Annotated in this window: 11 protein-coding genes, 1 tRNA gene and 1 pseudogene; 8 read left to right on the forward strand and 5 right to left on the reverse strand. The window is 63.5% G+C overall.

Annotated features, from left to right (window positions below):
• Positions 1–110: 110 nt before the first annotated feature.
• Both IYW40_RS01625 and IYW40_RS01630 read right to left on the reverse strand, forming a co-directional pair.
• The gene (locus IYW40_RS01625; RefSeq protein WP_196399161.1) at positions 111–485 is read right to left on the reverse strand and encodes a GtrA family protein; all 375 of its coding nucleotides are present in this window, start codon (positions 483–485) and stop codon (positions 111–113) included.
• Positions 486–487: 2 nt separating this feature from the next.
• On the reverse strand, positions 488–790 hold the full coding sequence (locus tag IYW40_RS01630; RefSeq protein ID WP_246720581.1) for a c-type cytochrome: 303 nt from the start codon (positions 788–790) through the stop codon (positions 488–490).
• Positions 791–1242: 452 nt separating this feature from the next.
• Between IYW40_RS01630 and carB the strand changes: the two genes are divergently transcribed.
• The 6 genes from carB to IYW40_RS01660 all read left to right on the forward strand — a co-directional run bounded on the left by carB (position 1243) and on the right by IYW40_RS01660 (position 7769).
• The gene (gene carB, locus IYW40_RS01635) at positions 1243–4581 is read left to right on the forward strand and encodes a carbamoyl-phosphate synthase large subunit (protein WP_196399163.1); all 3339 of its coding nucleotides are present in this window, start codon (positions 1243–1245) and stop codon (positions 4579–4581) included.
• Between the two features lie 156 nt (positions 4582–4737).
• On the forward strand, positions 4738–5214 hold the full coding sequence (gene greA / locus IYW40_RS01640; RefSeq protein WP_196399164.1) for a transcription elongation factor GreA: 477 nt from the start codon (positions 4738–4740) through the stop codon (positions 5212–5214).
• A gap of 142 nt (positions 5215–5356) precedes the next feature.
• Positions 5357–6301, forward strand: a complete 945-nt coding sequence (locus IYW40_RS01645; protein WP_196399165.1) for a mitochondrial fission ELM1 family protein — start codon at positions 5357–5359, stop codon at positions 6299–6301.
• A gap of 119 nt (positions 6302–6420) precedes the next feature.
• Positions 6421–6496: transfer RNA gene (locus IYW40_RS01650), tRNA-Thr, on the forward strand.
• Between the two features lie 92 nt (positions 6497–6588).
• Positions 6589–7170: a hypothetical protein gene (locus IYW40_RS01655; RefSeq protein ID WP_196399166.1), complete on the forward strand. Its 582-nt coding sequence runs from the start codon at positions 6589–6591 to the stop codon at positions 7168–7170.
• The gene (locus tag IYW40_RS01660) at positions 7167–7769 is read left to right on the forward strand and encodes a hypothetical protein (protein ID WP_196399167.1); all 603 of its coding nucleotides are present in this window, start codon (positions 7167–7169) and stop codon (positions 7767–7769) included. Before IYW40_RS01655 ends, IYW40_RS01660 begins: the two co-directional genes overlap by 4 nt.
• A gap of 1667 nt (positions 7770–9436) precedes the next feature.
• Here IYW40_RS01660 and IYW40_RS01665 read toward each other — a convergent pair.
• Positions 9437–9557: pseudogene (locus tag IYW40_RS01665) on the reverse strand (IS1 family transposase); the annotation flags it as partial.
• A 326-nt stretch (positions 9558–9883) separates the two neighbouring features.
• On the opposite strand from IYW40_RS01665, the gene IYW40_RS01670 reads away from it, so the two are divergent.
• Both IYW40_RS01670 and IYW40_RS01675 read left to right on the forward strand, forming a co-directional pair.
• On the forward strand, positions 9884–10153 hold the full coding sequence (locus IYW40_RS01670) for a hypothetical protein (RefSeq protein ID WP_196399168.1): 270 nt from the start codon (positions 9884–9886) through the stop codon (positions 10151–10153).
• Positions 10150–10638 (forward strand): thermonuclease family protein, encoded by a 489-nt coding sequence (locus IYW40_RS01675; protein ID WP_348644215.1) that lies wholly within the window; start codon positions 10150–10152, stop codon positions 10636–10638. Before IYW40_RS01670 ends, IYW40_RS01675 begins: the two co-directional genes overlap by 4 nt.
• A gap of 72 nt (positions 10639–10710) precedes the next feature.
• On the opposite strand, the gene IYW40_RS01680 is transcribed toward IYW40_RS01675, so the two are convergent.
• Entirely contained in the window at positions 10711–10902 is a 192-nt protein-coding gene (locus IYW40_RS01680) for a hypothetical protein (RefSeq protein WP_196399169.1), read from the reverse strand.
• 91 nt (positions 10903–10993) lie between these two features.
• Positions 10994–11510: hypothetical protein (locus IYW40_RS01685; RefSeq protein WP_196399170.1), on the reverse strand; the 517-nt coding region annotated here is incomplete at its 5' end.

An 11510-nucleotide genomic window follows, 5' to 3' on the forward strand; every position in this document is an offset into this window, starting at 1 on the left:
CGCTTGTCGCGGGCATCCACGCGGCGCCGCTGCGGCCTCCTTGCAGCATTCATGGCATGTCACAACGTGGATGGCCGGGACAAGCCCGGCCATGACGGCCAGACAGCGCTTCACCCAAATGTCCATCGCCGGTTCAGCGCGAAGGTGACGAACATCGCTAGCACGGTTGTAACCATCTGCGCCGGCAGATATGGCGCGGCCCAGCGGTCGACGAAGAGGCTCATCAACGCATAGGTGACGCAAAAGCCGACGAAGGCGACCAGCGCAAAGCGCCACGTCGCCTCAGAATGCGGCCGGTCGCTCGCAAAGGTATGGCGCCGGTTCAGGAGATAGGCCACAACGCCGCCGACCACATAGCCGCACAGCGTCGCCGGCACCGCGCGCCAGCCCGCGCCTTCGACCAATGCGATGAGAATGGCGTAGTGCGCGAGCGTCGCGCCGACGCCGACCGACGCGTAAGTCGCAAGCTGGCGCGCCGTCGACATGCTCAGCGCGGCATCGTTGCGTAGTGGCGCGCGATGTCCCGCATCTCGGCTTCGGACATCTGGCGGCTCATGTAGCGCATCTCCTTATGCGCCCGCCTGCCGGTTTTGAACGCCTTGATCTGGTTGAGGAGATAGAGTTCGTGCTGGCCGGCAAGATGTGGAACGTCGGCGCTTTTGGCGATCCCGTCCGCGCCATGACACGCCGCGCATTGCGCCAGGACGTCGGAAAGCTCGCCGGCCTGGGCGCGCCCGGCGCCGGCGATGAAAAGCAACATCGGGAAAAGCAAACAGGTCGTAATCCGCATGGGCGTCATTTCGAAGCGTCGAGGAACGGGAATGATAGCGCAATTCGCCGGCCTGCGGCGCGATCTCGCCGATCCGAGGCTCCTATCCCGCCACCGCCGCCCCTTCACATAACCGTCAATCTCGTCTAGACAGTCGGCGACTTTCGAGCCGGGCGCGCCCCGCTCGCCGCCCGCATCGCCGGTTCGCCGACAGAATGACGGGCAAGTTCGGGACGCGTTCCGGTCCAGGGGCCGGAAACGCGGCCCTTTTTTATGCGCGCTCGCCTCCCGCGCGGCGTGCGCCGGGCAAAAGACGAAAGGTTTCCTCATCCTGAGGAGGCGGCGCAGCCGCCGTCTCGAAGGACGAGGAAACCGCTGGACACATCTCGCTCTCCTGCTTCGAGACGCGCCTTAGGGCGCTCCTCGGCATGAGGGCGAAAGAGCGCTGACGAGCGGATGACAACTGAGGCGGCATGCCGAAAAGAACCGACATTTCCACGATCATGATCATCGGCGCCGGCCCCATCGTCATCGGCCAGGCGTGCGAATTCGACTATTCAGGCACCCAGGCCTGCAAGGCGCTCAAGGCGGAAGGCTATCGGATCGTTCTCGTCAACTCCAATCCGGCGACGATCATGACCGACCCGGACATGGCGGACCGCACCTATATCGAGCCGATAACGCCCGAAATCGTCGCCAAGATCATCGAGAAGGAGCGCTACGCGGCGCCCGGCGGCTTCGCGCTGCTGCCGACGATGGGCGGACAGACAGCGCTCAATTGCGCGCTCAGTCTCGAAAAAATGGGCGTGCTGAAAAAATTCGATATCGAGATGATCGGCGCGACCGCCCATGCGATCGACAAGGCCGAGGATCGCGAACTGTTTCGCGAGGCGATGACGAAAATCGGCCTCGACACGCCGCGCTCGCATCACGTCAAGACATTGGCGGCCGCGCTCGAGGCGCTCGACGATATCGGCCTGCCGGCGATCATCCGTCCGTCCTTTACGCTCGGCGGCACCGGCGGCGGCATCGCCTACAACAAGGTGGAGTTCATCGAGATCGTCGAGCGCGGCATCGACGCCTCGCCGACCAATGAAGTGCTGGTCGAAGAAAGCGTTCTCGGCTGGAAGGAATATGAGATGGAGGTCGTCCGCGACAAAGCGGACAATTGCATCATCATCTGCTCCATCGAGAACATCGATCCGATGGGCGTGCACACGGGCGACAGCATCACCGTCGCGCCGGCGTTGACGCTGACCGACAAAGAATACCAGATCATGCGGGACGCCTCGATCGCGGTGTTGCGCGAGATCGGCGTCGAAACCGGCGGCTCGAACGTGCAATTCGCGGTCGATCCCTCAAACGGCCGCATGATCGTCATCGAGATGAACCCGCGCGTGTCGCGTTCGTCGGCGCTGGCGTCGAAAGCCACCGGCTTTCCGATCGCCAAGGTCGCGGCGCGGCTGGCCGTCGGCTATACGCTGGACGAGATCGCCAATGACATTACCGGCGGGGCGACGCCTGCCTCCTTCGAGCCGACGATCGATTATATCGTCACCAAAATTCCGCGCTTCGCCTTCGAAAAATTTCCGGGCTCCGAACCGATATTGACCACGGCCATGAAGTCGGTGGGCGAAGTGATGGCGATCGGACGCAATTTCGCCGAGTCGCTGCAAAAGGCGTTGCGCTCGCTGGAGACCGGCCTTTGCGGCCTCGACGACATCGAGATCGAAGGCTTCGGAAAAGGCGACGACATGAATGTGCTGCGCGGCGCGCTCGGCACGCCGACGCCGGACCGGCTGCTCGTCGTCGGCCAGGCGCTGCGGCTCGGCATGACCGCTGAAGCCATTCACGAGGCGAGCAAGATCGACATCTGGTTCATCGAGCGCATCGCGGAAATCGTCGCGCTCGAAAACAAGGTCAAGAAATATGGCCTGCCAGAGGACGCCGAGAATCTTCGCAAGCTCAAATTCGCGGGCTTCTCCGATTCGCGCCTCGCGACGCTTACGGGCCTGGAAGAAGAAGACGTGCGCGACATGCGCCACCGTCTCGACGTGCGGCCCGTCTACAAGCGCATCGATACATGCGCGGCCGAATTCGCCTCGCCCACGGCCTATATGTATTCAACCTATGAGACGCCGTTCATAGGCAGTCCCGCGAATGAGGCGCATCCCTCGGAAAAGAACAAGATCGTCATTCTGGGCGGCGGCCCGAACCGTATCGGGCAAGGCATCGAATTCGACTATTGCTGCTGTCACGCCTGCTTCGCGCTCGCCGACGCCGGTTTCGAGACGATCATGATCAATTGCAATCCGGAGACGGTTTCGACGGATTACGACACTTCCGACCGGCTGTATTTCGAACCGCTGACGAATGAAGACGTCGCCGAAATTCTCGACGTCGAGAAGTCCAACGGCGTGCTTGTGGGCGTCATCGTGCAATATGGCGGGCAAACGCCGCTGAAGCTTGCGCACGGCCTCGAGCAGGCGGGCGCGCCTATTTTGGGCACGCCGGTCGATTCGATCGACCTCGCCGAGGACCGCGATCGCTTCAAGCGGCTCCTCGACAAGCTGGGGCTGAAACAACCCAAAAACGGCATCGCCTATTCCGTGGAGCAGTCGCGCATCGTCGTGCAGGAGCTTGGACTGCCGCTCGTCGTGCGCCCAAGCTATGTGCTGGGCGGCCGCGCCATGGCGATCATCCGCGATCAAAGCGATCTCGACGATTATCTTCTCGGCACGTTGCCGAGCCTCGTGCCGTCCGAGATCAAGGCGCGCTACCCGAATGACAAGACCGGGCAGATCAACACGGTGCTCGGCAAGAATCCGCTGCTCTTCGATCGCTATCTGACCGACGCCATCGAAATCGACGTGGATTGTCTCGCCGACGGCGACGAGGCCGTCATCGCCGGCGTGATGGAACATATCGAAGAGGCGGGCATTCATTCAGGCGATTCAGCCTGCTCGCTGCCGCCGCGCTCGCTCGCGCCCGAGACGATCGCCGCGCTCGAGGCGCAGACCGAAAGCCTCGCCATGGCGCTTGGAGTCATCGGCTTGATGAATGTGCAATTCGCGCTCAAGGACGGCGAGATCTACGTGCTCGAGGTGAACCCGCGCGCCTCGCGCACCGTGCCTTTCGTCGCCAAGGTGATTGGCAGCCCCATCGCCAAGATCGCGGCTCGGGTGATGGCCGGCGCGAAGCTCGTCGACTTCGAACCGCTCAACACGAAGCCGGCGCATGTCGGCGTGAAGGAGGCCGTCTTCCCCTTCGCGCGGTTTCCAGGCGTTGACACCGTCCTTGGCCCCGAAATGCGCTCAACGGGCGAAGTCATGGGTCTCGACACCTCGTTTGACGCCGCCTTCGTCAAGAGCCAGCTCGGCGGCGGCACCAAGGCTCCGCGCGAGGGCGTCGTTTTCGTCTCGGTCAGGGATGCGGACAAAGGCCGAATCATTCCGGCGGTTCGCCTGTTGAAGGAGGTCGGCTTCTCCATCGTCGCCACGGGCGGCACGGCGCGCTACCTCGTCGAGCGGGGAATTCCCGCCCAGAAATTGAACAAGGTGTCGGAGGGACGGCCGCATATCGTCGACGCGATCAAGAACGGCTCGATCGCGCTCGTCTTCAACACCACCGAAGGGGCGCAGGCGCTTGCGGACTCGCGCTCCTTGCGCCGCGCGGCGCTTCTGCATAAGGTTCCCTATTATACGACCCTGGCGGGGGCGGTCGCGGCGGCCCAGGGAATACGCGCCTATGTGTCTGGAGACCTGAGGGTCCGGGCGCTGCAGGACTATTTTCCGCCCAACGCGACCAAGTGAATTTGGGAGTTCGGCGACGCAAGCGGCGGTGCGGTAACATTTGACCACCACTTGGCGGCCTATGCTTTAGCGCATGGCCGCAGTTCGGCGGGCGCAACCTCCGCCGATGCGCCGCGTGATTGGCGAAACTCAAGAAAAGACCAGAAAGCGAAAGCAATGGTGGACAAGGTACCCATGACCGCCGGCGGCTACGCCGCGCTCACCGAAGAATTGCGCCGCCGACAGCAGGAGGACCGTCCGCGAATCATTCAGCAGATCTCTGAAGCGCGCGCGCATGGCGATCTTTCAGAAAACGCCGAATATCACGCGGCGAAAGAGGCGCAATCGCTCAATGAAGGCCGCATCGCCGAACTCGAGGACAAGCTGTCGCGCGCCGAAGTCATCGACGTCTCGAAGCTCAAGGGCTCGACGATTAAATTCGGCGCGACGGTCACGATCGTCGACGAGGACACCGAAGAGGAGAAGGCCTATCAGATCGTCGGCGAGACTGAGGCCGATGTGAAGAGTGGCCGGGTCTCGATCACGAGCCCCATCGCTCGCGCCCTGATCGGCAAGACCGTCGGCGACACCGTGGAAGTGACGACGCCGGGCGGCGGCAAGAGCTACGAGATCCTCAAGGTCGCATTTGGGTGAGGCGCGGGGCGGCGCCCCGTCCCTGTCCTAACCACGAAGGTTACGCGGTTTGTCGCACCGGCCCGGATCGAACCCCCTCTCCCGCGAAGCGGGGGAGGGCTGGGGAGGGGGCGCTTCGAGCATCCCGGGCCTTCCGCTGCATATGACAATCCGCATTCTCTCCGACGGCCGGGCCGGGCATGAGGCGCAGACGCTCGGCGTCGCCGAAGCGCTGGGCGCTGCGCCCGACATTCGCTGCGTCGCGCCGCGCGCGATTTACGCAGCGCTCGCGCCGTTTGCGCCAGCCGACCCGCGGGACAGCTTCACACACGCCCCGCCCTACCCCGATATCGCGATCGCTGCGGGACGGCGGACGATCCCAGCGCTCACGCGGCTGAAGCGCGACTCCGCCGGGCGAACATTCACGGTCTATCTGAACAAGCCCGCGAACGGGCCCGGCGCGGCCGATCTCATCGTCGCGCCGCGCCACGATCGCCTCCGCGCCGCCAATGTCTTCTCGCCGCTGACGCCCGCCAACCGCATCACCCCCGAGCGGCTCGCCGCGGCGCGCGCTGCGCCAGATCCCCGCATCGCCGTCCTGCGCCGCCCGCGCATTGCGCTCATTGTCGGCGGCGACAGCCGGCATGGCGCCTATGGCGCGGCGCACATCGCCGAACTGGCGCACGTCGCCGCTTCGCTGCTGGCGAGCGGGCGCGGCGTGATGGCCACCGCGTCGCGACGCACGCCCACAGCCCTGCGCGAGAGGCTGCGGCGCGCTCTCATCGCCCCGAGCGGCTTCTTCTGGGATGGAGAGGGAGAGAACCCCTATCTCTCGATGCTGGCGAACGCCGACGCGATCATCGTCACCGGCGACAGCGTCAATATGGTGGGAGAGGCGATCGCGACCGCCGCGCCGGTCTATGTCGTTCCGCCGCCCGGTCGCCGAGGCAAGATCGACGCCTATCTCACGGCGCTCGCCGAGGTCGGCGCCGTCCGCATCTGGAGCGGCGCGCTCGCGGACTGGCGCCGCACGCCGCTCAATGCGACGCCCGACATCGCCCGCGCCGTCGCACAGGCCTATTCGGCCTTTACCGCGCCGCGTCGTTAATTCTGAGCGCCCTCCCCTTTTTTAAGCGGCCCTGCCCTGGCAGGGCGCGAGGCTGCTTGAAAAACCCGCCGCGCGCCGATAAGAGTGACCCGCCGCGCGCCTTTGGGCGTCCGCCAATTGCCGCTTTAGCTCAGCTGGTAGAGCACCTCATTCGTAATGAGGGGGTCGGGGGTTCGAATCCCTCAAGCGGCACCAATAAAAGCAACGACTTAGTGGCTTTCTCCGGCTTCCTGATCGCAGCCATTGGACGATTATAAGCGTCCTATAAGCATCTGGAGAGCCAAAGCATGAAAACCGCAACCACCCGCCGCGCCGTCATGGCCGGCCTCGCCGCTGCGCCCGTCGCCGGGCTTCCCGCCATTGCTGGCGTCGTCGCTGAACATGATCCGATCTTTGCGGCCTTCGCGGAATTTAAGCGCGCGAAGGTGGCCAAAGACTTGATCATGGAAGCTGCTGATGATTTGCGGGGCGATACCTCGGCAGCGATTAAAGCGGCCGGCCTAGACCCGAGGGAAATTCTCACCGCTCGACGATTGGAAACTTGGCGTGAGATGGGGCTTTGCTCCGATGAGGACTATGAGGCGGGTCTGGCTAAGCTCGAAGGCCCCCCAAGCGAATATCAAAAAATGTGGATGCGCGTCGAAGAGTCGGACGACGCAGACATGGAAGCGAGCCAAGTAGCCAGCGCAACTGAGCGCGCATTCTACGAGACAGCCCCGACGACGCACGCGGGCGCCTTGCGGCTGCTCCGTCACCTCGCTGACTTTCTCGACGAAGATGACGTGGTCAATGACCTTTACGTCGGCGATGTGGTTGGCGACGCCATCCGCAATGCAATCGCGGTCTTCGAGCGGGAGGCGCGGTCATGAGCACAGCCAATGACAACGCCGACGTGACGCCGCTTTTCATTGAAATCCGTCCCGGCATGCGCAGGGCGCTCGCCGACGCAGTTGAGGCGTTCTTGAACCTATTGGACCAGATCGACGCCGACGCCGATCTTGAGGACGCCGACCCGCCAGAAGACGACGCGCCATGCGAGGACGTGGGCGACGATGAGCCAAGCCTGGGGAGCGTGGGAAGCCGCGACGCGTCACTTCCACAATATCTGAGGTCGCAGGGCGCCGACGACGACCGGGAAGACGAAAGCGAGATGCTTGAGCCCGGCGGCGATGACGAGCCGGCGCTCGGCGCGACGACGGCGATGAACCAAGAGCACGCCTGGCGATGCTCCGCTTGGGATAGCAGCGACGAAGCGGAGCCTTCGCTCGGCTGGACGGGCCACGGGCGCGGCCATCCTGAAATGGCGCTGCGCGGCTATGACGACGATCGGGAGAGAACTACAGGGCCGCGCGACGAAGAGGGTGACGACGCCGTCGATGGTGAACTCGACGCCGATTGCATGGATTCTTGGCTCAACCCACCGCACCTGCCGGGCGGCAATGGCGCAATGCGGAGGACAGGCCGATGACTGACCTGAGCAACGTCAAGGCGCGGCTGCACCGTCTGCCGCTTCGCACCATCATTGCGATAACATAGCGGCTCAAGCTCGCGCGGCTCTTCCTTTGGCTCGCGCGCGTCACGGACACATACGACGGCGTCGTCATGCGGATTGTTCGGCGCATCGCCGGCGGTGCCGACGGGGCCTAAATGAGTTAACAGCGTGGGCGGCTTAAAGGCCGCCTAAAAGGTCATTTCGGGAGGCGTCATGGTGCTTATTCAGAGCCGTTGAGCGCGTCGAGCGCGCGTTGCAGAATGTACTCGCTGGGCCGGTGGGCTTCCGCGCCGGCCGTGTCACGAGGCGTTTCCTGTGGAGGAGCTCCGTCCCGCTCACCCTGTGCAGCTTTCGCGCGCGGGCGCTCCGATGGCGCGCTGACTAAGCGGCGCCGCGGCTGAGACGCTCTCTTGGGCGGCGATTGTGGGGAACCAGCAAGGGACTCAACCGGCGTCTCGCCGCGAGCGTGAGCGATCTTGCCTGATCTTCCGGGAGTTTCTTTTGTCGATCCCGCCGCAGGAGCTTGTGGGGGCTCCTGCGACAAGAAAGCGCCCGTCGGGAGAGCTGGCGCGTTAAAGCTCGCCATTGGCTGCGCGAGCTGAGCCGCCGCCGCAAGCGGATCCTGTACTTGCTGTGGCGAAGCGGTAGGAGGGCGGTTCGCTTCGCTCGCCACCGGTCTGCTCTCGCTGGGTGGCGACGCCTCGCTTGCGTCTTCGACTTTATCCCGAAGCGCCGAAGATAGCTGCGGGTCGCCGGCCGGCATGTCCCGGGGCATAGCCTGCGCTTGCGTCTCCTCCTGCTCCAGCTCGGACGTCTTTGGCTCAAGGTTCTGAGCCGTCTCCCCCACGCTATACGTCGATCTGTCAAAAGCGAAGCTTGCGGCGAGCGCGCCCAATCCAAGGACAATGACGATCGCCGACGCTCCCAAAAGATAGCGAGGTGATATGACGTTGGCGGCGGCCGCGGATGTCGAAAACTGTTCCTCGTGCTCAGGAAGGAAATCTTCCAGTTCGTCCTCATAATTGCGATGATCGCGCATAGCATCTGATGGATCGGCCCCAGGCGACAGCGCCGTCTCCGCTCTTTCCGCGAGGATGTCCGCAGAAGCCGTCTGCCGATCGTGCCCTGGCGGCCCAAAACCTTTGATTTCCGAGCCCCGCCCCCGAAGTGGAGGAGCCGGTCTTCGACCGTCGGGAGCGGCTTGCGTCCCCCGCCCGCTCGCAAGATCGGCCGCCCGCGCGGGAGCCTCGACGCGCCCCGCAGGAGGGAACTCGACCTGAGGATTTTTGCCAGCGCTCGCGATGTGTGAGCCGCGCACCAGTTCCTGCAACTGGGCGATATTGCGGCGGAGCTCATCTTCGTTCATGCATCCGTCCTTCAAAAACGCACAGCTGCGCTCTCCGGCGAGACCTTTCAGTTTGCGCCAGCCTCATACGGAATTGTGGCTGATTTTGCGTCCCGCCGCGTCACGCGTTTCAGGGAGATCAGCGATGGCCGTGGACGGAGTGAAACGGTGCACAGACGATCGGCGGGCCCCTACAGATTTCTGAAGCCAAGTTCCGCAGATCCGAGCCGCGGACGGGCTTCCTTGTATAGAGCGGCGGTCTCTTCATAGACTTGCCGGCAAATCGTCTCAGGGTCGCTCAAACCGACTCGCGTTTCCGATAGGAACCCCGCTTCGCGGGCTGATTCCGCAGCTTCTACCAGCGCAACGATATCTGCAATCTCCCAAAGCCGATCCGACACGCCCGCCGCCATCGCAGGCGGCAGCCCTCGCCGCGTCGGCTCGTCTTCGAAATAGACATAGGCGCGCCCGGCGCCGCCCGCGTCTTCGATGGCGAATGACTCGCCGCTCTTTAGGATGCGCAGCGGCAAGGTGTAGGGAGGGGGATTCATCTCTTCCAGCGCTCCAGGAACTCCTTTAGCCTGCGCTCATGGGCTGGCGCGGGCAAGACAACCGGGACCGTGATGCGGAACGTGAGTGGCGCAAGCTGCCGCTGCGCGAGCGCTATGACTGGCCGAGCCTGGCGCTCTTCGTGATCTTCCTGGTCGCATTCGCCTATGCGCTTCGGAGTATCGGATAGATGCGCGTGGCGCTTTTCATCGCTTCCGTTCTCTTATCCTTCATTGGCGCGATCCCGCAGACGGAGGCCTGCAGCGGCTGCGGCTGCCGCGGAGGACCCGGCTACCGCGCGCCGGACGGCCGCTGCGTCGGCTGGCCTGATGTCGGGCGCAAGTGCGGGAGCCCGCCGGAGACACGCTGCACGCCCGAGGGTCCGAATGCTGGCGCCGCAGAGGCGGCCAAGTTCGGAGTGAAGGCGATCGAATCCAAGCAGCCAAAGGAGGTCGCGCCGAAGTGATTGCCTCGATGAAGCGGATCATCATCACCATCGTAGCGGCGACCCTTTCAAGCGCCGCGCTCGCCGACGTCGTTGGCCGCGCCTCGGTCATCGACGGCGACACGATCGAAATTCATGGACAGCGTATCAGGCTTCACGGCATCGACGCACCCGAGAAAGGACAGCCCTGTTTTGACGCCTCTGGCAAGTCCTACCGCTGCGGCCAGATTGCCGCGATGGCTCTCGATGAATTCATCGGCGCGTCGCCTGTCGCCTGCCGCGAGCGAGACACAGATCGCTACGGCCGCACTGTCGCCACGTGCGCCGTGCGCGGCGTCGATATAGAGGCTTGGCTTGTTCGAAACGGGCATGCGTTCGCGTATCGTCGCTATTCGAGCGACCACATCGGCGCCGAACAGGAAGCGAAGAACGCAAAAAGAGGGCTATGGGCCGGCTCGGCTCAACCGCCTTGGGAATGGCGAAAAGATCGTCGGGGAGGCTTGTAGCTCCCATCGCAGCCCGGCCGGCGACGATCGGGCTTTTTCGCGCGCCGCGAGCCGCACAACGGGAAAATTCGCTCAGCCATCATCCTTGATCACCAATTTCTTGGTCCGTGTGTCTATGACCACGACGTCGGCCGCTCGTTTCGTCGCTTTGACCTGCTTGGCGACCGCAACAGCGTCGCGGACATCATAGAACCGGTCGTGCAAGCCCTCGACGCGGACTTCAAAGGGACATTCGACGAGCTTTGTCGGCGTTAATGCGTTCATGAGCGTCGATAGAAATACCCCTCACCCGCCGGAGAATTTGAGTTTCATTAGGTGTAACAGGGTCAGCAGCGATCAGTCTGGATCGTCAGGCCTATGCCGCCAGCCTATGAACATGCACGTCGTGGCCTCCATTGTTCTGCATGGCAGACATGGCGGCGCGTTCATGTTCTTCGGTCCGGGTTCGCGCCCACAGCAACAGCCCGCCGCGCGCTAATTGCGCCTGCACCCAATTGCGCTGACGACGTCGAACGAATGCGCCGACGCCCACGCCAACCAGGCTGGCGGCCATACCAGCGCCAATGCCCGCAACGATCGCCTCGGCGAAACTTCCGTAGACGGTCCAAACGGCGATCGCGCCAGCAATGGCGCCAACATAGAAGAGCAGGCCGATGAGCGCAGCTTTGCCTTCATTAAGCGACTCGGCTTCGATGTAGGAAATGCGAGGAGCTTCATCGCTGTCCTCGATTTCGACCGAGCGTTTCGATCCAATCTTTTCGCGCGTCTTCGCGTCTTCGGTGAGCAGGCTGATTTCGGATCGATCGAATCCATGAGTCATCAAATAGTCAATGGCGGATTGCAGCTTATCAAGCGAGTCGAACAGGCCTACG

The sequence above is a fragment of the Methylocystis sp. H4A genome (assembly GCF_015709545.1).
GTDB lineage: Bacteria > Pseudomonadota > Alphaproteobacteria > Rhizobiales > Beijerinckiaceae > Methylocystis > Methylocystis silviterrae.

What these genes read in the sequence shown, in the direction of transcription:
- IYW40_RS01625 (WP_196399161.1), bottom strand. Translation starts at nt 485, where the DNA reads ATGTCGACGGCGCGCCAGCTTGCGACTTACGCGTCGGTCGGCGTCGGC.
- IYW40_RS01630 (WP_246720581.1), bottom strand. Translation starts at nt 790, where the DNA reads ATGCGGATTACGACCTGTTTGCTTTTCCCGATGTTGCTTTTCATCGCC.
- carB (WP_196399163.1), top strand. Translation starts at nt 1,243, where the DNA reads ATGCCGAAAAGAACCGACATTTCCACGATCATGATCATCGGCGCCGGC.
- greA (WP_196399164.1), top strand. Translation starts at nt 4,738, where the DNA reads ATGGTGGACAAGGTACCCATGACCGCCGGCGGCTACGCCGCGCTCACC.
- IYW40_RS01645 (WP_196399165.1), top strand. Translation starts at nt 5,357, where the DNA reads ATGACAATCCGCATTCTCTCCGACGGCCGGGCCGGGCATGAGGCGCAG.
- IYW40_RS01655 (WP_196399166.1), top strand. Translation starts at nt 6,589, where the DNA reads ATGAAAACCGCAACCACCCGCCGCGCCGTCATGGCCGGCCTCGCCGCT.
- IYW40_RS01660 (WP_196399167.1), top strand. Translation starts at nt 7,167, where the DNA reads ATGAGCACAGCCAATGACAACGCCGACGTGACGCCGCTTTTCATTGAA.
- IYW40_RS01680 (WP_196399169.1), bottom strand. Translation starts at nt 10,902, where the DNA reads ATGAACGCATTAACGCCGACAAAGCTCGTCGAATGTCCCTTTGAAGTC.